The 22,761-nt window shown below is 73.1% G+C and carries 20 protein-coding genes and 1 pseudogene; 11 read left to right on the plus strand and 10 right to left on the minus strand.

Annotated elements, in window-relative coordinates; all coding sequences use genetic code 11:
• Positions 1–2 precede the first annotated feature (2 nt).
• The gene (locus GKC29_RS23535) at positions 3–266 is read right to left on the minus strand and encodes a DUF6343 family protein (protein WP_155332895.1); all 264 of its coding nucleotides are present in this window, start codon (positions 264–266) and stop codon (positions 3–5) included.
• 192 nt (positions 267–458) lie between these two features.
• Between GKC29_RS23535 and GKC29_RS23540 the strand changes: the two genes are divergently transcribed.
• On the plus strand, positions 459–1,064 hold the full coding sequence (locus GKC29_RS23540; protein WP_155332896.1) for an antibiotic biosynthesis monooxygenase: 606 nt from the start codon (positions 459–461) through the stop codon (positions 1,062–1,064).
• Positions 1,065–1,174: 110 nt separating this feature from the next.
• Positions 1,175–2,023, plus strand: coding sequence for a GDSL-type esterase/lipase family protein (locus GKC29_RS23545; protein WP_155332897.1), 849 nt, complete (start codon positions 1,175–1,177; stop codon positions 2,021–2,023).
• Between the two features lie 12 nt (positions 2,024–2,035).
• Here GKC29_RS23545 and GKC29_RS23550 read toward each other — a convergent pair whose 3' ends face one another.
• Positions 2,036–2,812, minus strand: coding sequence for an EcsC family protein (locus tag GKC29_RS23550; protein ID WP_155332898.1), 777 nt, complete (start codon positions 2,810–2,812; stop codon positions 2,036–2,038).
• Positions 2,813–2,853: 41 nt separating this feature from the next.
• On the minus strand, positions 2,854–2,997 hold the full coding sequence (locus GKC29_RS29665) for a hypothetical protein (RefSeq protein WP_196255697.1): 144 nt from the start codon (positions 2,995–2,997) through the stop codon (positions 2,854–2,856).
• A gap of 310 nt (positions 2,998–3,307) precedes the next feature.
• Here GKC29_RS29665 and GKC29_RS23555 point away from each other — a divergent pair, with 310 nt between their 5' ends.
• From GKC29_RS23555 to GKC29_RS23565, 3 genes are all read left to right on the plus strand, one after another.
• Complete coding sequence (locus tag GKC29_RS23555; RefSeq protein ID WP_155332899.1) at positions 3,308–4,228, plus strand: proteasome assembly chaperone family protein; 921 nt, start codon at positions 3,308–3,310, stop codon at positions 4,226–4,228.
• A gap of 189 nt (positions 4,229–4,417) precedes the next feature.
• Positions 4,418–5,215 carry an exodeoxyribonuclease III gene (locus tag GKC29_RS23560; protein WP_155332900.1) on the plus strand — a complete coding sequence of 266 codons (798 nt, stop codon included), beginning with the start codon at positions 4,418–4,420 and terminating at the stop codon, positions 5,213–5,215.
• A gap of 295 nt (positions 5,216–5,510) precedes the next feature.
• Positions 5,511–5,831, plus strand: coding sequence for an antibiotic biosynthesis monooxygenase (locus tag GKC29_RS23565; RefSeq protein WP_155332901.1), 321 nt, complete (start codon positions 5,511–5,513; stop codon positions 5,829–5,831).
• Positions 5,832–5,995: 164 nt separating this feature from the next.
• On the opposite strand, the gene GKC29_RS23570 is transcribed toward GKC29_RS23565, so the two are convergent.
• Both GKC29_RS23570 and GKC29_RS23575 read right to left on the minus strand, forming a co-directional pair.
• A complete protein-coding gene (locus tag GKC29_RS23570) occupies positions 5,996–6,655 on the minus strand; it encodes a class F sortase (protein ID WP_196255698.1) in 660 nt (219 codons plus the stop codon).
• 8 nt (positions 6,656–6,663) lie between these two features.
• Entirely contained in the window at positions 6,664–7,326 is a 663-nt protein-coding gene (locus GKC29_RS23575; RefSeq protein WP_155332902.1) for a hypothetical protein, read from the minus strand.
• Between the two features lie 124 nt (positions 7,327–7,450).
• Here GKC29_RS23575 and trmB point away from each other — a divergent pair, with 124 nt between their 5' ends.
• The 3 genes from trmB to GKC29_RS23590 all read left to right on the plus strand — a co-directional run bounded on the left by trmB (position 7,451) and on the right by GKC29_RS23590 (position 11,531).
• Complete coding sequence (gene trmB / locus GKC29_RS23580) at positions 7,451–8,152, plus strand: tRNA (guanosine(46)-N7)-methyltransferase TrmB (RefSeq protein WP_155332903.1); 702 nt, start codon at positions 7,451–7,453, stop codon at positions 8,150–8,152.
• A gap of 108 nt (positions 8,153–8,260) precedes the next feature.
• On the plus strand, positions 8,261–10,765 hold the full coding sequence (locus GKC29_RS23585; protein WP_155332904.1) for an RNA helicase: 2,505 nt from the start codon (positions 8,261–8,263) through the stop codon (positions 10,763–10,765).
• Between the two features lie 118 nt (positions 10,766–10,883).
• Positions 10,884–11,531, plus strand: a complete 648-nt coding sequence (locus tag GKC29_RS23590) for a hypothetical protein (RefSeq protein ID WP_155332905.1) — start codon at positions 10,884–10,886, stop codon at positions 11,529–11,531.
• A gap of 107 nt (positions 11,532–11,638) precedes the next feature.
• Here GKC29_RS23590 and GKC29_RS23595 read toward each other — a convergent pair whose 3' ends face one another.
• From GKC29_RS23595 to GKC29_RS23610, 4 genes and pseudogenes are all read right to left on the minus strand, one after another.
• Positions 11,639–12,583 (minus strand): ABC transporter substrate-binding protein, encoded by a 945-nt coding sequence (locus GKC29_RS23595; RefSeq protein WP_155332906.1) that lies wholly within the window; start codon positions 12,581–12,583, stop codon positions 11,639–11,641.
• Between the two features lie 278 nt (positions 12,584–12,861).
• A pseudogene (locus tag GKC29_RS23600) lies at positions 12,862–13,665 on the minus strand (ABC transporter ATP-binding protein); the annotation flags it as partial.
• 67 nt (positions 13,666–13,732) lie between these two features.
• Positions 13,733–14,773, minus strand: a complete 1,041-nt coding sequence (locus tag GKC29_RS23605) for an iron chelate uptake ABC transporter family permease subunit (protein WP_196255699.1) — start codon at positions 14,771–14,773, stop codon at positions 13,733–13,735.
• Positions 14,770–15,816 carry an iron ABC transporter permease gene (locus GKC29_RS23610; RefSeq protein WP_155332907.1) on the minus strand — a complete coding sequence of 349 codons (1,047 nt, stop codon included), beginning with the start codon at positions 15,814–15,816 and terminating at the stop codon, positions 14,770–14,772. Before GKC29_RS23610 ends, GKC29_RS23605 begins: the two co-directional genes overlap by 4 nt.
• A 134-nt stretch (positions 15,817–15,950) precedes the next feature.
• Here GKC29_RS23610 and GKC29_RS23615 point away from each other — a divergent pair, with 134 nt between their 5' ends.
• Entirely contained in the window at positions 15,951–16,310 is a 360-nt protein-coding gene (locus GKC29_RS23615; protein WP_155332908.1) for a YciI family protein, read from the plus strand.
• Between the two features lie 123 nt (positions 16,311–16,433).
• Here the strand turns inward: GKC29_RS23615 and GKC29_RS23620 are convergent, their stop codons facing one another.
• Positions 16,434–16,850, minus strand: a complete 417-nt coding sequence (locus tag GKC29_RS23620; protein ID WP_230688780.1) for a cytidine deaminase — start codon at positions 16,848–16,850, stop codon at positions 16,434–16,436.
• 108 nt (positions 16,851–16,958) lie between these two features.
• Between GKC29_RS23620 and hrpA the strand changes: the two genes are divergently transcribed.
• Both hrpA and GKC29_RS23630 read left to right on the plus strand, forming a co-directional pair.
• On the plus strand, positions 16,959–20,993 hold the full coding sequence (gene hrpA, locus GKC29_RS23625; RefSeq protein WP_155332910.1) for an ATP-dependent RNA helicase HrpA: 4,035 nt from the start codon (positions 16,959–16,961) through the stop codon (positions 20,991–20,993).
• Positions 20,994–21,442: 449 nt separating this feature from the next.
• The gene (locus GKC29_RS23630; RefSeq protein ID WP_155332911.1) at positions 21,443–22,696 is read left to right on the plus strand and encodes a hypothetical protein; all 1,254 of its coding nucleotides are present in this window, start codon (positions 21,443–21,445) and stop codon (positions 22,694–22,696) included.
• Positions 22,697–22,761: the final 65 nt, after the last annotated feature.

Raw genomic sequence — 22,761 nt, forward strand, 5'->3', positions numbered from 1 at the left:
TGTCACTCGAACAGCGAGTGCCGCGCGCCCGGCTCCTCCCGGCGGCGCGCGGCCCGACGGCGCTGGATGATCACCAGGTCGACGACGGCGACCACGGCGAAGATCGCGCAGAGGACGCCCAGCCACACCACCTCGGCCCAGAACGCCAGCACGGCGAAGATCGCCATGGTGACCAGGCCGAAGCCGGCGAGCAGGAGGCGGAGGTTGAGCGCGCTGTAGGCGTGGCCGACCGTGCCACGGGCGCGCCGGGGCTGCGATCTCGTCATCACCCCGACCTACCCGCCCACACCGCGCTTAACCCGCGCGCCCCGGCGTTTCCGGGGGATGGCGTCCCCGCAGCCGGGTATTCCGTGCCGGGCCCGGCGGTCCCGTGGGCCCCGTCACCGGCCTCGTGGGTTGCGTTACACCACCCCCTCGTGACCGGGCCGGCCCGGGCGACGGCAGGGAGCATGGAGGGCATGACCATGACCCACGCGATGCCGGTGACCGTCGCGATCGCGCGACGCACCGACCCCGCCCGCACCGACGAGATGGTGGCGTGGATGCGCGCCGGTACCGCGCTCGCCGAGGCGTTTCCCGGCTTCCTCGGCGCCGGATGGGTCCGGAGCGCGCCCGGGTCCGGCGAGTGGCACATGCTGTACCGGTTCGCCGACCACGAGACGCTGCGCCGCTGGGAGGAGTCGCCGCAGCGGCACTGGTGGCTGGCTTCCGCGCAGGGCATCGTCGAGCACACCCGGGTCGAGCGGCGAACGGGGATCGAGGGCTGGTTCGAGCCGCCGCGGGAGCACGTCGTCGAGCCGGTGAGCGCGGAGCCGACCGTCCCCCCGCCGTCGCCGCCGCGCTGGAAGCAGGCGGTCACGATCTGGTTGGCGTTCTTTCCGCTCAGCCTCACCGCGACGCTGCTGACCAGCTCGTTCATCCCGGGTGTCCCGCTGGCGGTACGCGTACTGATCATGACCTTGACGTTGACGCCGCTGATGACGTACCTGGTGCTGCCGCGGATCACCCGGGCGCTCGGCTGGTGGCTGCACGGGCAGCGGGCACCCCGGCGCATACCACGCTGAGCGGGACGGCGGCACCGCTCTGCCGCATACCCGACACCATCGGATGACCTCAGCGGGCCACGCATAGAGTTACCGCGCTGTCGCTCTCTGCTTGGCGGACTGGGGAAGTCATGCCTCGACGTTGGGTCACCGCCGTCGCCTGCCTGCTCGCGCTGGCCGCACTCGCCTGCGAGGAAGGAGGCGAGGCGGCACCTCGCCCCACCCGCGGCTCCGCGGCCCCCGGCGCGGGCGGGATCGCGGCCCTCGGCGACTCGATCACCACCGGTTTCGGCTCCTGCCTGGTGCTCACCTCGTGCCAGCGCAACTCCTGGTCGACCGGGGACAGCCTGCGGGTGGACAGCCACTACCGCCGGCTGCTCGACCAGGAGCCGGCGCTGCGCGGCCGGGCGTACAACCACGCGCGGCCGGGCGCGCGGGCCGAGGCGCTGGCCGGGCAGGCCGAACGGGCGGCCCGGGACAAGCCGGACCGGGTGACCGTGCTCATCGGCGCGAACGACGTCTGCCGGGGCGGTGTGGAGGCGATGACCCCGGTGAAGCGCTTCCGCGCCGACATCGACCGAGGGCTGCGGGTGCTGCGCAGCGAGCGGCCCAAGGCGCGGGTGCTGGTGGTGAGCCTCCCCGACCTGTACCGGCTGTGGGAGGTCGGGCACACCGACGAGCGGGCCGTACGGGCCTGGCGCCGGGGGATCTGCCCCGCGCTGCTGGCGAACCCCACCTCGACCGACCCACTGGACCGCGCCCGGCGGGCCGCCGTGCGGGAGCGGATCGCCGACTACAACGCGCAGCTCGCCGCCGCCTGCAAGGCGTACGGCTCCCGCTGCCGGTACGACGGCGGGGCCGCCCACCGGGTGCGGTTCAACCTCGACCTGGTGAACCCGCTGGACTGGTTCCACCCCAACGCCGCCGGGCAGGACAAGCTGGCCGAGGTCACCTGGCGGGCGTGGGGGCGGGCGACCTGAGGGCGGCCGGGCTCACCCCTGACGCTGTTCCGGCAGCCCACCGCCGCCGTGCTGCCGGTACAGGGCGCGCGACCGCGCCGCGAGGTCCTTCGTGGCGGAGGAGTTGGCCCAGGTGCCGAGGATGATGGCCGCGCCCGGCACCACCTTCGCGAACATCCGCTTCGCCGCCCGTACCCCGGCCATCTGGGCCAGCCGGACGCCGAGCCGCAGCATCACGCGGCCGAGCGGGGCCTGCCCGCCGGACCCGAACAGCGCCCCGGCGCGTTCCCGGCCGGCGGCCACGCCGAGCGCCAGGCGGGCACTCTGGGCCACCTTGTGCACCTTCTGCAGCACCAGCAGGTCGGTGGCCCGGTCGGGGTGGGCGGCGTCCACGCCGTACGCGGCGGCGACGTGCAGCACCATCCGGGCCTGCGTCCAGGCCAGCACGCCCACGTCGATCACCGCACCGGGCAGCCCGGCCGCACCGGAGACCGCGCCGGAGAGCCGTGCGTGGTTGACGAACTTGCGGACCGCCTGCTCGGCCAGCACCTCGGCGGACACCCCGGGCTGCTCGGCCCGGGCCCGCTCCGCCCACTGCGCCGCCTCCGGGCCGAGCCGGCGTACCGCCTCCAGGGCGAGGTGCTCCGGGGCGTACTGCGGGTCCGCCCGCATCCGGTCCCAGAGCCCGGCGGGCGGAGCCTCCGGAACGGCGGGCGGCACCGACGCCGCCACGGGCGGCGGGGTCGGGGCCGCGGGCGGCTGCGGCGGGAGGGCGACGGGCTGGCCGTCGGTGGGCACGGCATCGGTCACGAGGGTCTCCCGAGGGGTTGCCTGAGGTGGGACGTCGGGGGTCAGCGGCGGTGCTGGAGCTTGGCGGCGAGGCCCTTCAGCTTCTGCTGCGTGGACGGCTTGGCCAGCTCCCGGCGGCCACGGTCGATCAACTGCTGCCCCTTGGGCGAGCGCAGGAACGTGCTGATCCGCTGCATGAGAGACATCTCGTCCTCCTCGTCGTGCTGCCTGCATCCATGTGTACCGCGCAGCGACAACGTCTGTACCCCGGTTGCCACACCGGGAACCGTCCACTGTGGCGGGAGCGTACCGTCCGGACCGGCAATGATCACCACCGTCGTCCGTTCGGCGGATACCCGCGTCCGCCATCCGGTCGCCATCCGGGCCGTGGACGGCCGCCAGGCGGCAACCCGGGAGGGGTACGGAGGAATGCATCACGATGGCGGGTACGTTCCCCCAACCGGGTGCCGTCCGCGAGCGGCCACCCGTACGCACGTCCCAGGGAGGTCCGCACCGGTGCTCGACCCACACGAGCTCTACGAACTCGCCGACGATCTGCCCGACCTCGGTCAGCCGGTCCTGATCCAGGCGCTGTCCGGCTTCGTCGACGCCGGCAACGCCACCCGGCTCGCCCGCGAGCAACTGCTCACGTCGCTCGACGCGCGGCCGATCGCCCGGTTCGACCTGGACCAGCTCTTCGACTACCGCTCACGCCGGCCGGTGATGACCTTCGTCGAGGACCACTGGGAGTCGTACGACGCGCCGGCGCTGGAGCTGCACCTGCTCCACGACGACGACGAGACCCCGTTCCTGCTGCTCACCGGCCCCGAGCCGGACCTGCAGTGGGAGCGGTTCGTGGCCGCCGTGGCCGGGCTCGCCGCGCGGCTGGACGTCCGGCTGACGGTCGGCCTGAACGCCATTCCGATGGCGGTCCCCCACACCCGCCCCACCGGTGTCACCGCGCACGCCACCCGGCGCAACCTCATCGCCGGCTACGAGCCGTGGCTCCAACGGGTGCAGGTGCCGGGCAGCGTGGGCCACCTGCTGGAGTACCGGCTCGGCGAGCAGGGCCGCGACGCGCTCGGCTTCGCCGCGCACGTGCCGCACTACGTGGCCCAGACCGAGTACCCGGCGGCCGCCGAGGTGCTCCTCGCCTCGGTCTCCCGCAGCACCGGGCTGCTCCTGCCCCGCGACGGCCTGCGGGCCGCCGCCGAGGTGGTCCGGGTCGAGATCGACCGGCAGGTCGCCCAGACCGAGGACGCCGCCGCGCTGGTCCGGGCCCTCGAGGAGCAGTACGACGCGTTCGCCCGCGGTCGCGGCGAGAAGAACCTGCTCGCCCCCGAGCCCGGCTCCCTGCCGACCGCCGACGAGCTCGGCGCCGAACTGGAACGCTTCCTGGCCGAGCAGTCCCGCCCCAACGACGGCCCCGGCAGCTGAAGTGCAAGGAAGGGCCCCTTCTTAACGCCTGGCGTATAGGAAGGGCCCCTTCTTAACGCCCACCGCCGCCGGCCCGCCGCCCGGCCGCTCACACGCCCCGGCCCGCCGCCCGGCCGCTCACGCGCCCCGGCCCCGCGACACGCGCCCGGCCGGGCGGCGGGCCGGCGGCGGATCAGGCAGGCTGGAGGCATGCGCCTGGCGACGTGGAACGTCAACTCCGTGAAGGCCCGCCTGCCCCGCCTGCTCGACTGGCTGGCCGGCACGAAGCCCGACGTCGTCTGCCTTCAGGAGACGAAGTGCCCGGACGGGGCGTTCCCGGTGGCCGAGGTCGGCGACCTGGGCTACACGGCGGCCAGCCACAGCGACGGCCGGTGGAACGGTGTCGCCATCCTGTCCCGGGTCGGCCTGGCCGACGTGACCGTCGGGTTCCCCGGCGAGCCCGGCTTCCCCGACCCGGAGGCCCGTGCCCTCTCCGCCACCTGCGACGGGCTGCGGGTCTGGTCGGTGTACGTCCCCAACGGCCGCACGCCGGAGGACCCGCATTACGCGTACAAGCTGGCCTGGCTCGCGGCCCTGCGGGACGCGCTCGAGGTCGAGCTGACCGGGGCGCTGCCGGTGGCGGTCTGCGGTGACTACAACGTCGCCCCCACCGACGCGGACGTGTGGGACCCGGCGCTGTTCACCCACTCCACCCACGTCACGCCGGCCGAGCGGGCCGCCCTGGCGGCCCTGCGGGACCTGGGCCTCTCGGACGTGGTGCCGACCCCGATGAAGGGCCCCCACCCGTTCACGTACTGGGACTACCGGGCCGGGATGTTCCACCAGAACAAGGGCATGCGGATCGACCTGGTGTACGCCTCGGCGCCGTTCGCGCGCGCGGTCCGCTCGGCGTATGTGGACCGGGAGGCCCGCAAGGGCAAGGGCCCCTCCGACCACGCCCCGATCGTCGTCGACGCCGACCTGGTCCCGGCCGTCGAGTCGTTCTGACCCGTCCGGCCGAACGGCACGCGCGCGTCGTCGAACGTCGGGTTCCGCACTGCGGCCCGCCCGGGCGACCGGCACCCGCGCCGACGTCCAAGGCGGCCCGGCCGCACGCCGTGACCAGGGCCTGTCCTGCCGGTCATGTCGAGCCGAGGCGAGGTCCAGGCGGCGATCCGGCAAGGCGGAGATTCGTCCGGATACCGGTGTTGTATCCGGACGAATCTTTCAACGCCGCCGGGCGTCGCCTGGATCCGCCGCAGGCCGGCTGATGATCGGCAGGACAGGCCCTAGGGTGGGAGCCATGGCAGTCGTGAAGATCAACGCAATCGACGTCCCGCCGGGAGCCGGCGAGGAGCTGGAGAAGCGTTTCGCCGCCCGGGCCGGTGCGGTGGAGAACTCCCCGGGCTTCCTCGGCTTCGAGCTGCTGCGCCCGGTGGCCGGCGAGAACCGGTACTTCGTCTACACGCGCTGGGAGAGCGAGGAGGCGTACCAGGCCTGGGCCGCCGGCCCCTCCCGCGCCGCCCACGCCACGCCCCCGGGTGAGCAGCCCCGCAAGCCGGTCGCCTCCGGCGCCACCCTGCTGGAGTTCGAGGTGGTCCAGTCCGTCCCACCCCGGGCCTGACCCAGCTCCCACCCCGCCGCCACGTTGATCATGAGGTTAGCGGGTGGTTTTGCCCGATTCTCATCCGTCAACCTCATGATCAACCGGGCGGGTCACCGGACAGGTCACCGGGCAGGTCACCGGGCAGGTCACCGGGCAGGTCACCAGGCGGGCCACCGGGCGGGTCACGGGGTGCGGGAGGAGACCAGGGTGGCGAAGGCGATGACGTTGTCGGCGTAGCCGGTGCGGCCACCGACCCAGTCGCCGCCGCAGGTGATCAGGCGCAGGCCGGGCGTCCCCTCGTCGTTGTAGACCCGTTCGGCGGGGAGCTGGTCCTTCGGAAAGTGCTCCACCGAGTCCACCCGGAACAGCACCACCGAGTCGTCGGCGCGGGTCACCTCGATCGTGTCCCCGGCGCGCAGCTTGTGCAGGTCGTGGAAGACCGACGGGCCGCGTTTGGTGTCCACGTGGCCGACGATGACCGCCCAGCCCGGCTCCCCCGGGGTCGGGCCGCGGTCGTACCAGCCGGTCTCCTCGGCGCGTTCCAACGGCGGTACGGCGATCGAGCCGTCCCGGGCCTGGCCCACCGGCTCGACCGGGGCCGAGACCTCGATGGCGGGTACGGCCAGGCGGACGGGGCGGCTCGCACCCAGGCCACCCCGCTCGCCACGGGCCGGCCGGTCGGCGTTGGCCGTGGTGGCCCAGTCCAGCGGCCCCACGGTGCGCCCGAGCCCGGCGCCGGTCGCGAAGACCCCGACGAGCACCAGCACGACGGCCAGCGGAACCGACCACGGCGACCGGCGGCCCGTACGGGCGGCCGGCCGGGAGGCGGAGGAGGATGCCATGGTCGTGGTCAGCGTCGGGCGGCGCCACGCGGCCGACGGGTGGACACCAACCACACGACCAGGCCGGTCACCGTCAGGGCGACCCCACCCGGCAGCAGCAGCCCGCCCGCCGCGTCACCGGCCGCGCCGCCGAACCCGGTGGCCGGGCCGCGACTGGGCCGGACCGACCTCACGACCTGGAGCATCGTCGACGCGCTCTCGCCGTCCCGGCACTCCAGCTTGACCCGGTAGTTTCCCGGCAGCGTGCGTTCCCGCACCATCGGCGTCGCCGTCAGCAACCCGTGCTGCGGCTGCACCTGGACCCGCCCGAACGCGTCGGACCACACCACCGCCGGTATCGAGTTGTCCCGGCAGCTCGCCCGGATGCCGACCAGGAAGCCGGGCTGGACGGTGCTCGGGCTCACCTCGACGAAGACGGTCGGCGGCTGGGGCTGCGGCGCACCCGAGGGCGCGGGCGCGGCGACCGCAACGGCCCCCACCGGACGGGCGGCCGGCGCGGCGGTGAGCGGACGGCCGTCGGGCAGCGCACCACGGGCGAGGCCGGCGGCCCGCGGCGGGGCGGCCGTGGCGGGCGTAACGGCGAACAGCGGGGCAGCGGCCGCGGCGAGCAGCGGCCCGACGATCGCAGCCGCGATCGAGAGCGCGAGGCCACCGCGGGTCACCGTCACCACAACCCCCTCCCGGCGCAGCGGCCGGGCACCACAGACGCCCGGTCTGCCGTACGGGTGGATCCTCTCATCCCCCGTCGTACATCACATCCGGTGCGGCGCGGTCCTCGCGTACGCTCGGATCGCTGTGACCGCCACCGACTTTCCCGCCACCGCCGCCGCGCGGAGCGTCCGCACCTTCCACCCGCGTCGCGGCCGGATGACCGCCCGCCAGACCGCGGCGCTGGAGCGGCTCTGGCCGGTCCACGGCCTGGCCGTCCCGGACGTGCCCGGCACTCCGGTGGACCCGGCCCACCTGTTCCCCCGGCGGGCCCCGCTGGTGCTGGAGATCGGTTCCGGGATGGGCGACACCACCGCGGCGATGGCCGCCGCCGACCCGGATCGAGACTATCTGGCGGTCGAGGTGCACACGCCCGGAATCGCCAACCTCCTCGACCTGGTGGAACGGCACGGGCTGGGCAACGTCCGGGTGGCCCGGGGCGATGCGTTGGACCTGGTCAGCGGCCTGCCCGACGCGTCGCTGGACGCGGTGCACGTCTTCTTCCCGGACCCGTGGCCGAAGTCGCGGCACCACAAGCGGCGGATCATCCAGCCGGCCCACGTGGCGCTGCTCCGCTCCCGGCTCGTCGCCGGCGGGACGCTGCACTGCGCGACGGACTGGGCCGAGTACGCCGAGGCGATGCGGGAGACGCTGGACGCCGACCCGGGGCTGGCGAACACCCACGACGGGTTCGCCCCGCGCCCCGCGCACCGGCCGGTGACGAAGTTCGAACGCCGCGCCCTGACCGCCGGCCGCCCCATCGCCGACCTGATCTACCGCCGCCGGTGAAAGGAAGGGCCCCTTCTTAACGCCTGGCGAGGTGGAAGGGCCCCCTGTTAACACTCGGCTGGCCCCGGTTGGCGCGCGACGCCATGATCCAGGCACCATGGACGCGCCATGACACTCACCGCCGCGCTGCCGGCCAGCGCCGACCCCGACACCCTCTACGACGCGTTCGCCGGCTGGGCGAAGGAGCGCGGCCTCGACCTCTACCCCCACCAGGAGGAGGCGGTCATCGAGATCGTCTCCGGCGCTAACGTGATCATGAACACGCCGACCGGCTCCGGGAAGAGCCTGGTCGCGATCGCGGCGCACTTCGCCGCCCTGGCCGACGACCGGACGACCTTCTACACCGCCCCGATCAAGGCCCTGGTGTCGGAGAAGTTCTTCGCCCTCTGCGAGGTGTTCGGCGCCGACAACGTCGGCATGCTCACCGGCGACGCCAGCGTCAACCCGGACGCCCCGGTGATCTGCTGCACGGCGGAGATCCTGGCCAACCTGGCGCTGCGCGAGGGCACCCGCGCCGACGTCGGCCAGGTGATCATGGACGAGTTCCACTTCTACAGCGAGCCGGACCGCGGCTGGGCGTGGCAGGTGCCGCTGATCGAGCTGCCGCAGGCGCAGTTCGTGCTGATGTCCGCGACGCTCGGCGACACCACCCGATTCGTCGACGACCTGACCCGGCGCACCGGCCGGCCGACCGCCGTCGTCCGCTCGGCCGAGCGGCCGGTCCCGCTCCTCTTCTCGTACGCGATGACGCCGCTGCACGAGACCCTGGAGGAGCTGCTGGAGACCAAGCAGGCCCCGGTGTACGTCGTGCACTTCACCCAGGCCGCCGCGTTGGAACGCGCGCAGGCGCTGATGAGCGTAAACGTCTGCACCCGCGCCGAGAAGGACATGATCGCGGCGGCGATCGGGAACTTCCGGTTCACCTCCGGCTTCGGCAGGACCCTGTCCCGGCTGGTGCGGCACGGCATCGGGGTGCACCACGCGGGCATGCTGCCCAAGTACCGCCGCCTCGTCGAGACGCTCGCCCAGGCCGGCCTGCTCAAGGTCATCTGCGGGACGGACACCCTCGGTGTCGGCATCAACGTGCCGATCCGCACCGTGCTGTTCACCGGCCTGTCGAAGTACGACGGGGTACGGACCCGACTGCTCAAGGCCCGCGAGTTCCACCAGATCGCCGGTCGCGCCGGGCGGGCCGGCTTCGACACCCTCGGCCGGGTGGTCGTCCAGGCGCCCGAGCACGTCATCGAGAACGAGAAGGCCCTCGCCAAGGCGGGCGACGACCCGAAGAAGCGCCGCAAGGTGGTCAAGAAGAAGCCGCCGGAGGGCTCGATCGGCTGGGGCGAACCGACGTTCCAGCGCCTGGTCGAGGCCGAGCCCGAGCCGCTGACCTCCAGCTTCCAGGTCAGCCACTCGATGCTGCTCAACGTCATCGGCCGGCCCGGCGACGCGTTCGCGGCGATGCGGCACCTGCTCACCGACAACCACGAGGACCGGGCCGCCCAGCGGCGGCACATCCGCCGGGCCATCGCCATCTACCGGGCCCTGCGCGCCGGTGGCGTGGTCGAGGAACTGCCCGAGCCGGACGAGGCCGGGCGGCGGGTCCGGCTCACCGTCGACCTCCAGCTCGACTTCGCGCTCAACCAGCCCCTGTCGCCGCTCGCCCTCGCGGCCGTCGAGCTGCTCGACCGTGAGTCCCCGTCCTACGCGTTGGACGTCGTCAGCGTGATCGAGTCGATCCTCGACGACCCCCGCCAGGTGCTCTCCGCGCAGCAGTTCAAGGCCCGCGGCGAGGCGGTCGCCGCGATGAAGGCCGAGGGCATCGAGTACGAGGCCCGCCTCGAACTGCTCGACGAGGTGACCTGGCCCAAGCCGCTCGCCGAACTGCTGGAGGGCGCGTACGAGATGTACCGGCAGGGCCATCCCTGGGTCGCCGACCACCAGCTCTCCCCCAAGTCCGTCGTCCGGGACATGTACGAGCGGGCGATGACCTTCACCGAGTACGTCCAGTTCTACGGGCTGTCCCGCTCCGAGGGCCTGGTGCTGCGGTACCTCGCCGACGCGTACAAGGCGCTGCGGCAGACCGTTCCCGAGGACGCCCGGACCGAGGAGTTGGGTGACCTCATCGAGTGGCTGGGCGAGCTGGTCCGCCAGGTCGACTCCAGCCTCATCGACGAGTGGGAGCGGCTGCGCAACCCGTCCGACGTCGAGGAGGTCGCCGCGGCGCTGGACGACCGGCCGGCGGCGGTGACCCGCAACCTGCGGGCGTTCCGGGTGCTGGTGCGCAACGCCCTGTTCCGCCGGGTGGAGCTGGCCGCCCTGCGCCGGTGGGATCTCCTCGGGGAGCTCGACGCCGGGGACGGCTGGGACGCCGACGCGTGGGCGGACGCGCTGGAGCCGTACTTCGAGGCGTACGACTCGATCGGGGTCGGGCCGGACGCGCGCGGGCCGGCGCTGCTGATGATCGAGCAGGGCCGCTCGACGTGGACGGTGCGGCAGATCCTCGACGACCCCGAGGGTGACCACGACTGGGGCATCAGCGCCGAGGTGGACCTCGCGGCCTCCGACGAGGCGGGCGCCGCGGTCGTCCGGATCACCGCGGTGGGACAGCTCTAGATTTCGCGTACGCGGGCCGCCCGGGATGTCCGGGCGGCCCTTTTCGTTCCCTGGGCGATGTCACTCCCGTCGATTAGAATGTATGTACTAATCGAGCTGCTGACCTGGGAGGATGCTCGTGACCGCGCCCACCTCCGCCACCCCGCTCACCCCCTACGCCACGCTCCTCGGCTTCACCAGGTACGTCGACCGCACCGGCCCGACCAAGGCCACCTTCGTCGGTGGCCTGCGCAAGCAGCGGGCGAGCCGGTCCGGTTTCAACCCGCACGGCCAGTTCGTCAAGGCACTCAAGGCCGACATCGCCTTCCACACCGGGGGCACCCATCTCGAACAGGTGGCCGAGTCCGTCAAGCCCCGGTGGCGCCCCCTCTACCAGGCACTCGTGCCGGGAGCGACCGCCTGGCTGCACTCCCTGGGTGAGCCGAGGTCCGTCGACCTGGCGCAGACCCGGGACGCGCTCGCCCTCCTGGGCGACCTACCCGTCAAGATCAACCCGCACTTCGGCGTACGGCACTCCGACGGTCGCGCCGAGGCGGTCCGCCTGCACTTCGACGAGGCCCCGCCCAGCGACGACGCCGTGCTCGCCACGCTGCACCTGATGGCCCGCCACATGGACGCGGTGCTGCCGCACGCCGAGCCGGTCCTGGTCGACGTCCGCCGTGGAACGGCGCACCACATGCCGCCGACGGCGAAGCCGGACGAGATCGAACGCTGGCTGGCCGGCGAAGCCGCCGCCTTCCAGTCCCTCTGGACCACCGCCGCCTGACCCGACCGGGCAAGATCCGCGCAACTTCGGGGAAGATGCTGCCTCGGTCGTACACGAGGCAGCATCTCCGGTGACGTTGCGCGGATCTTGAGGCGGCGGGCGGCCGGTCAGGCAGCCAGGTACTTCGCCAGGTCGTCGATGATCTTGTTGGCGGCACCGACGCCGATGCCGGTCATCCAGATCTCGTCGGAGACGACGTGCGCCTTGCCGGCCTTGACCGCGGACAGGCCCTTCCAGAGGGCGCCGCCGGTCACCTTGGCCTGCTCCGCGGCGGCCTTCTCGCCGTACGCGGTCACGAAGATGACGTCACCGTCGACCTCCCCGATCCGCTCCGGGCTCACCCGGTCCATCCGCCGGTCCTCCTTGCCGGTGAGCTGCTGCCGCTCCGGACGACCGAGGCCGGTGTCGCCGATGACGATGCCGGAGAACGAGTCCGGCCCGTACACCCGGATCTCGGTCGGCATGAAGCGGACGATGGAGACCTTGCGGGTGGCGGCGTCGCCGAGCTTGGCGCCGAACTCCTTGGCCCGGGTCTCGTACGTCGTGAGCAGGTCACGAGCCTGCTGCTCCTTGCCGAGCGCCTTGCCGTCGAGGAGGAAGTTCTCCTTCCAGGTGATGCCGACCTTCTCGGTGAAGACGGTCGGCGCGATCGCGGCCAGCTCGTCGTAGAACTTCTCCTGGCGGAACTTGCTGCCGAGGATCAGGTCCGGCTTCAGGGCGGTGATCGCCTCCAGGTCGGGCTCGGTGAGCACCCCGACCTCCTTGATGCCGGCGAGCTTCTCCTCGCCGAAGTAGGTCGGCCAGCTCTTCGCCTGACCGGCGGTGGCGGCCCCGACCGGCGTGACGCCGAGCGACAGGGCAGTGTCGATCTTGTCGGTGTCGAGCACGACGACACGCTTGGGCTCGGCGGGCACCTTGGTGGTGCCCATCGCGTGGGTGATCTCCCGGGTCTCCGCGGTGGCGGTGCCGGCGACCGGGTCGCTCTCACCGCAGGCGGTGAGACCGACGCCGAGGGCGAGCGCCGCGGTGAGGGCGGCGGCGAGACGACGCATCAGTGTCCTTTCGAGGGGTACGAGCCGACGCGCGAGGTGGCCGCGTCGTCGGCGGAGGGGCGGGCTGCCGGGGCGGCGCCCGCCGCGGTGGGGTCGGCGGAGGTCGACCGGTCACCGGCACGAGCCGTGGTGATCGGTTCAGGTGCCGTGCCGGAGGCCGGCTCGGCGCCGGCGGACGGGGCGGCGCCGGCGTCCTGGCTGCTACCGGTGGCCGAGTCGGCGCCGGAACCGAAAGCCACGCCGGTGCCGTCAGCCGAGCCGGTGCCGGGAGCCAGGTCGGTGGTGCCGGGCAGCGGCGCCAGGGACGGGTTGCTGAGGCCCGGCACCACCAGCGGGGCGCCGGTCACCGGGCAGGGCACGACGACGCAGTCGAGGCCGAAGACGTCGCGGACCAGGTCGGCGGTGAGGATGTCCCGGGGCGGTCCGGCCGCGACGACGGCGCCCGAGCGCATGGCGATCAGGTGGTCGGCGTACCGGGCGGCCTGGTTGAGGTCGTGCAGCACGGCGACGACCGTCCGGCCCCCCTCGGCGCGTAGCCGGTGCAGCAGGTCCAGCACCTCGACCTGGTGCGCGAGGTCGAGGAAGGTGGTCGGCTCGTCGAGCAGCAGCGCCTCGGTGTCCTGGGCGAGCGTCATCGCGATCCAGACCCGCTGGCGCTGCCCGCCGGAGAGGGTGTCGACCGGCCGGTCGGCCAGACCGGCGATGTCGGCGAGGGCCATCGCCCGGTCCACCGCCTCCCGGTCCTCCGCGGACCACTGCCGCCACCACCGCTGGTACGGCTGCCGGCCCCGGCCCACCAGGTCGGCGACCGTCACCCCCTCGGGCACCAGCGGGCTCTGCGGCAGGACCCCGAGCCGGCGCGCGACCTCGCGGGTCGGCAGGTCCCGGATGGCGGCCCCGTCGAGCAGTACCGTTCCTCGGCGCGGCGTGAGCAGGCGGGCCATCGTGCGGAGCAGCGTCGACTTGCCGCAGGCGTTCGGTCCGACGATCACGGTGAAGGCGTCGCGGGGCAGGTCGAGGTCGAGCCCGTCCAGCACGGTCCGCTCGTCGTAGCCGGCGACCAGGTCGCGGGTGGAGAGCATCAGACCTCCTTCCGAGGGGCGGCGAGCGACTTTCCGGCATTCGTGACAGCAGTGACAGCCGGCACGTTCACGACGACCTCCGGCGGCCGCGCAGCAGCAGGAACATGAGGTACGGGCCGCCGATGGCGGCGGTCAGCACCCCGGCCGGCAACTGGGTGGGCGCGAACAGCCGCCGGCCGACCAGGTCGGCGAGCACCAGCAGCAGCGCGCCCAGCAGCGCGGCGCACACCAGCGGCGGGCGCTCGGCGCGGACCAGGCGGCGGGCCAGTTGCGGGGCGACCAGCGCGACGAAGTCGACGGCGCCGACCTGGGCGGTGACCATCGCGGCGACCAGCACGCCGGTGCCGGCCAGCCCGAGCCGCCGGGCCACCGGCCGCAGCCCGATGCCGCGGGCGGTGTCGTCGTCCAGGGCGCTGCTGTTGAGCGCCCACCCGGCCCAGGCCAGCACCGGCAGGAGCGCGACCAGCGTGGCGGTGATCCACACCGTCTCCGTCCAGCCCTTGCCGGCGAGGGTGCCGATCAGCCAGATCTGCGCCCGCAGCCCGTCGATCGGGTCGGCGGTGAGCAGGACCACCTCGGTGAGCGCCCGCAGCGCGAACGCCACCGCCACGCCGGCGAGCACGAAGCGCTGGGCGGCCAGCCCGTGCCGGGCGCCGAGCACCAGCAGCAGGCCGGCGGCGACCAGCCCGCCGACCAGGGCGCTCGGCGCCACCAGGACGGCGGCGGCGCCGCTGGTCAGGGCCACCGTGGCCGCGAGGCCGGCGCCCTGGGTGATGCCGATGACGTCCGGGCTCGCCAGCGGGTTGCGGGCCACGCTCTGGATCAGCGTGCCGGCCACCCCGAACGCCGCGCCGGCCACGGCCGCGAGCACCAGCCGGGGCAGCCGCAGGTCGAGGACCACCAGGTCGTACGGGGTGCCGGCGCCGGAGATCGCCCTGAGCACGTCCGGAGCGGCGACGAACGGGGTGCCGACGGAGAGGCTGACCACGGCGGCGGCGAGCAGCAGCACGACGAGCACGGCGGCGACGAGCACCGCCCGGCGGCGGATCTGCACGCTGACCGGCCCGGCCTTCAGGAGTGACCGCCCGGGCAGCGCGGTGGCGCTCACGCCGTCACCACCTTGGCGCGACGGACCATGATCGCCAGCAGCGGCGCGCCGATCAGCGCGGTGACGATGCCGGCCGGGACCTCGCCCGGCGGGTCGACGAGCCGGCCGACCACGTCGGCGCCGAGCAGCAACGCCGGCCCGAGGAGGGCCGAGAGCGCGAGCGTCCAGCGGTGGTCCGCGCCGACCAGGGCCCGGGCCAGGTGCGGGACGGCGAGGCCGACGAACGCGATCGGCCCGGCGGCGGCGACCGCTGCACCGGTCAGCAGCACGGCGGCCGCGCCGCCGCCCAGGCGCACCAGTTCGATCCGGTGCCCGAGCCCCCGCGCCACGTCGTCACCGAGGGCGAGGGCGTCCAGGCCCCGGGCGACCAGGGCGGCCAGCACCAGGCCGGCGAGGACGAACGGAAGCACCTGCGCCGCGACGGACAGGTCCCGACCGGTGAGCCCGCCGACGACCCAGAACCGGTAGTCCTCGAAGGTGCGCGCGTCGATGCTGAGCAGCGCGTACACGATCGAGGCCAGGCTCGCGTCGAGGGCCGCGCCGACCAGCGCGAGGGTGACCGGGCTGGCGCCCTCGCGGGCGCGTGCGGCGACGGCGAAGACCAGCACACCGGCGCCGAGCGCGCCGGTGATGCCGAACCAGACGTACCCGGCGAGGGTGGACACCCCGAACACGGAGATGGCGAGCACGACGCCGAACGAGGCGCCGGCGCTGATGCCGAGGATCCGAGGCTCGGCCAGGGGGTTGCGGGTCAGCGCCTGGAGCAGCACCCCGGCCACGGCGAGCGCCGCCCCGACGGCGAGGCCGAGCGCCGTGCGCGGCATCCGGAGGTCCCGGACGATCGTGGTGGCCTCCCCGGCGTCCGGGGCGACCAGTGCGTGCCACACCTGGTCGACGCTGAGCGGGCGGCTCCCCAGGGCGAAGCTCGCCAGCACCGCCAGGACCAACACGATCGCCGCCGCGGCGGTGATCGCCAACCGGCGGCCGACGCGCCCGCGGGTGGGGGAACCGGCCGGGGCGGGCCGGGTGGCGAGGGTGGTCACGGGTCTCCTGAACAGGGCGCTTAGGTGCGCCTTACCTTAGCTCACGAGGTTAGGGAGACCTAACCAGCGGCGGTCGATCCGATCCGACGCGGGGAAGCGGCGCTCCACGACCGGCGCGGCCCTACCCTGGGAAGATGCGATTCGACCAGCACACGGTCGTCCTCCTGGTCCGCCCGTCGGACGCGCCGGAGCTGCCCCAGGAGGCGCTCGACCGCCTCCAGGACGCCCACCTGGCACATCAGGCCGGGCTGGTGGAGCAGGGTCTCGTGCTCGCCGCCGGTCCGTTCGTCGACGCCGACGACGAGCGGCTGCGCGGCTTCGTGGTGCTCTCGATCTCGCCGGACGAGGCGCGCGAGCTGTACGCGAACGACCCGGCGGTCCGCGCCGGACGGCTGGCCGTCCAGGTGATGAGCTGGATGGTGCCCGAGGGGATCCTCCGCTTCGAGAGCGTGCCGGTGCCCCGTTCGATGCTGGAGGCCGCGGCCGGCGACTGACGGCCGTTGCGCGAGCCGGGCTACCGCTGCGCCTCGACGGCGCACCCGGACGGGACGGCCGGTGGCACCCGCACGCGCGGCTCCGGCGCCGTCGACGGCTGACCGGCGACCTGCCGGCGCGGGTCAGCCGGCGTGCCGGGGCGTCGCGTCCGGCTGCTGGTCCGGCGGGGCGGCCGACCCGGCGGCCAGCTCGGCGAGCGGCACGCAGCGCAGGGCGTCCGCCGCGCCGACGATGACCCGCAGTGCGGGGTGGTGGTCGTGCAGCAGCCGGCGACAGCGCCCGCACGGCGGCAGCACCTCCCGCCCCCGGTCCCCCACGACGACGATCGTCTCCAGCTCGGTGACGCCCTGGGTGGCGGCGGCGCCGACCGCGACGACCTCGGCGCACACGTCGCCGGTGGCGTGGCGGAGGTTCACCCCGCTGAAGATCCGCCCGTCGGTTGTCCGCGCGGCCGCCGCCACGGTGTGCCGGTCGCTGCGGCAGCGCAGCTTCGCGACCGCCGTGGCCGCCTGCACCAGCGCCCGGTCGGTGTCCCGCATCGTCATGCTCCCCGCCCCCGGTGGTCGACGTCGGCGGTCCACTCTAGGGCCTGCACGCCGATAACCCCGGGGCGCTGCGCGTCCGGCCTGCCTATCCTTGGCGGCGACATGCAGAGAGAAGCCGCCTCCGCCGCGCCCGACTCCGTACGCGAGCTGCACCGCCGCCTGAGCCCCCTGATGTTCCGTGACCAGCGCCGCCTCCAGCGGCGCCTGGAGGGTGTCCGGAAGCTGCGGGACCCGCAGCGGCGGGAGTCGGCGCTGGCCGAGATCGCCGAGGACGTGGCGCGGGCCGAGGCGCGGCTGGCGGGCCGGCGGGCGGCCGTACCGGCGATCACCTACCCGCCGGCGCTGCCGGTCAGCGAGCGCCGGGACGACATCGCGGCGGCGATCCGTGACCACCAGGTGGTGATCGTCGCGGGCGAGACCGGGTCCGGCAAGACGACCCAACTGCCCAAGATCTGCCTGGAGCTGGGGCGCGGGATCCACGGGCTGATCGGGCACACCCAGCCGCGCCGGCTCGCCGCGCGGACGGTGGCCGACCGGATCGCCGAGGAGCTGGGCACCGAGCTGGGCGACGTGGTCGGCTACAAGGTGCGCTTCACCGACCAGGTCAGCGAGCACAGCCTGGTCAAGCTGATGACCGACGGCATTCTGCTCGCCGAGCTGCAGACCGACCGGATGCTGCGGCAGTACGACACGATCATCGTCGACGAGGCGCACGAGCGCAGCCTCAACATCGACTTCATCCTCGGCTACCTGAAGCAGCTCCTTCCCCGGCGCCCCGACCTCAAGGTGATCATCACCTCGGCGACCATCGAGACCGACCGGTTCGCCCGGCACTTCGCCGACGCCGAGGGCAACCCCGCCCCGGTCGTCGAGGTGTCCGGCCGGACCTACCCGGTGGAGGTGCGGTACCGGCCGCTGGTCGAGGTGACCGAGGCGGAGGACGAGGACGAGGCGGACGAGGAGAACGTCCGCGACCAGATCCAGGCCATCGGCGACGCGGTCGAGGAACTCGCCGCCGAGGGGCCCGGCGACATCCTGGTCTTCCTCTCCGGCGAGCGGGAGATCCGGGACACCGCGGAAGCGCTCGGCAGGCTGGTGCAGAAGAAGCGGTCGCTGCTGGGCACCGAGATCCTCCCCCTGTACGCGCGCCTGAGCACCGCCGAGCAGCACCGCGTCTTCGCCCCGCACACCGGGCGCCGGGTCGTGCTCGCCACCAACGTCGCGGAGACCTCGCTGACGGTGCCGGGCATCAAGTACGTGGTGGACCCGGGCACCGCCCGTATCTCCCGCTACTCGCACCGGCTGAAGGTGCAGCGGCTGCCCATCGAGCCGGTCTCCCAGGCGTCGGCCAACCAGCGCAAGGGGCGCTGCGGGCGGACATCGGACGGCATCTGCGTCCGGCTCTACGACGAGCAGGACTTCCTGTCCCGCCCCGAGTTCACCGACCCGGAGATCCTGCGGACCAACCTGGCGTCGGTCATCCTCCAGATGACGGCGATCGGGCTCGGCGACATCGCCGCGTTCCCGTTCATCGACCCGCCGGACCGGCGCAACATCACCGATGGTGTGAACCTGCTGCACGAGCTGGGCGCCCTGGACCCGGCCGAGACCGACCCGGCGAAGCGGCTCACCGCGCTCGGCCGGCGGCTGGCCCAGCTGCCGGTGGACCCCCGGTTGGCCCGGATGGTGCTCGAGGGCGAGCGCAACGGGTGCGCCACCGAGGTGGTCGTGATCGCGGCGGCGCTGTCGATCCAGGACCCGCGTGAGCGCCCGGTCGAGAAGCAGGCCCAGGCCGACCAGGCCCACGCGCGGTTCGCGGACAAGGAGTCGGACTTCGTCGCGTACCTGAACCTGTGGCGGTACCTGCGCGAGCAGCAGCGCGACCTGTCGTCGAGCGCGTTCCGGCGGATGTGCAAGGCGGAGTACCTGAACTACCTGCGGGTCCGCGAGTGGCAGGACATCGTGAGCCAGCTGCGGCAGGTGCTGCGTACCCCGGAGAAGGAGCAGGGCCGGCGCGGGCCGGCGGAGGCCGCGCCCGACGGCGGCGGGCGGCGCCGGGCCGGCGCGGACCTGCCGGAGGAGATCGACACGCCGAAGGTGCACCAGTCCCTGCTGGCCGGGCTGCTGTCGCACGTCGGCCTGAAGGACCCGCAGAAGCACGAGTACCTGGGGGCGCGGGGGGCGAAGTTCGCCCTGTTCCCCGGGTCGGCGCTGTTCAAGAAGCCGCCGCGCTGGGTGATGGCCGCCGAACTGGTGGAGACCACCCGGCTCTGGGGCCGGGTGAACGGGCGGATCGAGCCGGAGTGGGTCGAGCCGCTCGCCCAGCACCTGGTGAAGCGCAGCTACAGCGAGCCGCACTGGGAGAAGAAGCAGGCCGCGGTGATGGCCTACGAGAGGGTGACCCTGTACGGGATTCCGATCGTCACCTCCCGCAAGGTCACCTTCGGCCGGATCGACCCGGCGCTGAGCCGGGAGCTGTTCATCCGGCACGCGCTGGTGGAGGGCGACTGGCAGACCCACCACCAGTTCTGGCGGGACAACCAGAAGCTGCTCGCGGAGATCGAGGAGCTGGAGAACCGGGCCCGGCGGCGGGACATCCTGGTCGACGACGAGACGATCTTCCAGTTCTACGACGAGCGGATCCCGGCCGACGTGGTCTCCGGGCGGCACTTCGACGCGTGGTGGAAGAAGGAGCGCCGGCAGCGGCCGGACCTGCTCACCTTCACCCGCGAGCTGCTGGTCAACGCCGGTCGGGGCGGGGTCGACGAGGCCGACTACCCGGACGAGTGGCGGGCCGACGGGGTGAGCCTGCCGCTCACGTACACGTTCGACCCGGGCACCCCGACCGACGGCGTGACCGTGGACATCCCGCTGCCGCTGCTCAACCAGGTGCCGGCGGAGAGCTTCGACTGGCAGGTCCCCGGCCTACGCGAGGACCTCGTCGTCGCGCTGATCCGCTCGCTGCCCAAGGCGATCCGGCGCAACTTCGTCCCGGTGCCGGACTACGCCCGCGCCGCCCTCGCGCAGCTGCCGGCCGGCGAGGAGCCGCTGCTGGACGCGCTGACCCGGCAGTTGCGTCGGATGACCGGGGTGACCGTGCCCCGGGACGCCTGGGACGTCGCGAAGCTGCCGCCGCACCTGCGGGTCACCTTCCGCGTGCTCGGCGACGACGACGCGCCGGTCGCCGAGGGCAAGGACCTGCCGGCCCTGCAACGCCAGCTCAAGGCGGAGGTACGCCAGGTGGTGGCGGCCGCCGCGCCGGACGTGGCGCGGACCGGGCTGACGGAGTGGAGCATCGGCACCCTCCCCCGCACGATCGAGCAGGTACGGGCCGGGTACGCGGTCACCGCGTACCCGGCGCTGGTGGACGAGGGCGCGACGGTCGGGGTGAAGGTGTTCGACTCCCCCGCCGAGCAGGAGGCGGCGCACTGGGCGGGCACCCGCCGGCTGCTCCGCCTGACCGTGCCCTCGCCGGCGAAGATCCTTCAGGGGCGCCTGTCCAACGAGGCGAAGCTGGCGCTGAGCCGCAACCCGCACGGCGGGGTGCAGGCGCTGATCGAGGACGCGGCCGGCGCGGCGATCGACAAGCTGATCGCCGACGCGGGCGGGCCCGCCTGGGACGCCGAGGGGTTCGCGGCGCTGCGCGAGACCGTGCGCGCGGGACTGGTGGACAGCGTCGTGGACGTCATGGACCGGGTCCGGAAGGTGCTCGCCGCCGCGTACGCGATCGAGCAGCGCCTGGGCGCGACCCGGAACCTCGCCGTGGTGGCCGCGCTGGCCGACATCCGGGCGCAGCTGACCGGGCTGGTGCACGCCGGCTTCGTCACCGAGACCGGGTACGCACGCCTGCCCGACCTGCTGCGCTACCTGACGGCGGTCGAGCGCCGGCTGGACCGGCTGCCCGGCAACCCGGCCCGCGACAAGCAGCAGCAGGACCGGATCACGACCGTGCAGAAGGAGTACGCCGACCTGCTCGCCGCGCTGCCGCCGACGAAGCGGCAGTCGACGGCCGTCCGGCAGATCCGCTGGATGATCGAGGAGCTGCGGGTGAACGTCTTCGCCCAGGCGCTCGGCACCCCGTACCCGGTCAGCGAGCAGCGCATCTACCGCGCCATGGACGACGCCGAGGGGCGGTAGGCGCGCCACCGCGTCGCGAGCGCACTCGGGCCTTCGGTCCGGGGGGGGGGTGAAAAATCGGCGATCGCAGGACGGCAGCAATCTTGACAGCCGGCAACAGCATTTGGGATCGTGACGGTCGACGATGCTTGGGGACGGGGTCGCATTCGGATTCCGGAACCGAGCCGCCAGACACAGAACGGGGGTGACACAAATGAAGATTGAGATTCGTCCCATCGAGGACGTCCGTCTGACGATCCGCTGTGGCGCGGAGTGCTGAGTTCAGCACGTGAAACCACGAGATACCGCGCAATCTGACGTACGCGCCGTATCACCAATCCGCCCTGCGGGGGACGGCTGGCGCCGATATCACATCGGCGCCAGCCGGGCCGGGCTATCGCAACACTTTCTCGGAGTGACCCCGCACGGTGGCCGTCTCAGGACTGGCATTACCGGAAGGGTCAATCCCAGTGCATTCCTCGATCGACCCCGCCCAGGCTGAGGGGGCGTCGCTCCTGGTCGTCGCCGAGGACGGCGCGGAATGGGTGCTGGGACGACCCGACCTACGCAGGTACGTGGCGGTGCCGAAACCGGGCGCTGTCTTCGTCCAGGCCCTCCAGGCCGGCTGCTCCCTCGACGACGCGACGGCGAGGGCGAGCACCGCCGCCGGAGCGCCCGTCGACGGCGTGGACTTCCTCTCCGGTCTCGCTCAGGCCGGCCTCCTCGATCCGCCCGGACAGCCGTCGCCACCGGACGATGCGCCCGTAGAGCGTCCCACGGGCGGCCGCCGGAGCCGCCAGATCCGTTGGATCGAGGGCGTGCGCCCAGAGGTCGCCCGGCGCCTGTTCGGTCCGGTGGCGTGGGGCGGCTACCTGAGCGCGGCGCTGCTCGTCGGGGTTCTTCTCGGCGCCCGACCCGACCTCCGGCCAACCTTCGAACACGCCTGGTTCCTCACCGATCCGGTGCTGTCGGTACTGGTCTTCATTCCGGTCGGGTTCGCCCTCGCGGCGGCGCATGAGGCGTGGCACTGGCTGGCTGGCCGGGCGATCGGGATCCCGGCCACGTTCCGGGTCAGTTACCGAGCCGCCTATCTCGTCTTCGAGACCGATTTGACGCAGTTGGTGGCGACCTCCCGGCGTCGGCGTTACGGCCCGTTCCTCGCCGGCATGGCATTCGATGTCACGGTGTTGGCATTGGCGCTCGTCGCCCGCCTCGGGCACCGCGAGGATCTCTGGAATCTTCCGGCCGTCTTCGACCGTTTCCTCGGCGCCGTGGTGCTCTTCGAGATCCTGGGCATCGCTTGGCAGTGCGGCGGAATATTCCTACGCAGCGACATGTACGCGGTGCTGGCAAATGCGCTTCGTTGCCACAACCTCTATCGAGCGACCTGGCTGGTAAACAAGGCGCGGTTGTGGGGACTCGACGCACGGGAGCAAACGGAACTCGAGAACATCAGTCCGCACGACCGTTCGGTCGCGCGCTGGTTTGGCCTGGTGTATCTGGCAGGAATGATCGCGGTGTTCTGGTTGCTGCTGACATTTCAGCTGCGCTTTCTTCTCGCCATGGGAACGTGGGTCGTCCACAACCTCCTGACTTTTACTCTGACGGACCTCGTGTTCTGGGAATCCGTGGCCGTCGTCGCCTACCTGATCGTGATGTTCGGTGGTCCCCCCGCGCTCGCGGTGCGGGAACGTCGACTGCGGCGTGCCGGGAGGTTGCGGTGAGCGAGCGGGGTAGGCGGTGGCTCTGGCGGTGCGGCCTCGGACTGACGCTCTGCGCGACGCTGGCC

This window comes from Micromonospora sp. WMMC415, assembly GCF_009707425.1.
Classification (GTDB): Bacteria; Actinomycetota; Actinomycetes; order Mycobacteriales; family Micromonosporaceae; genus Micromonospora.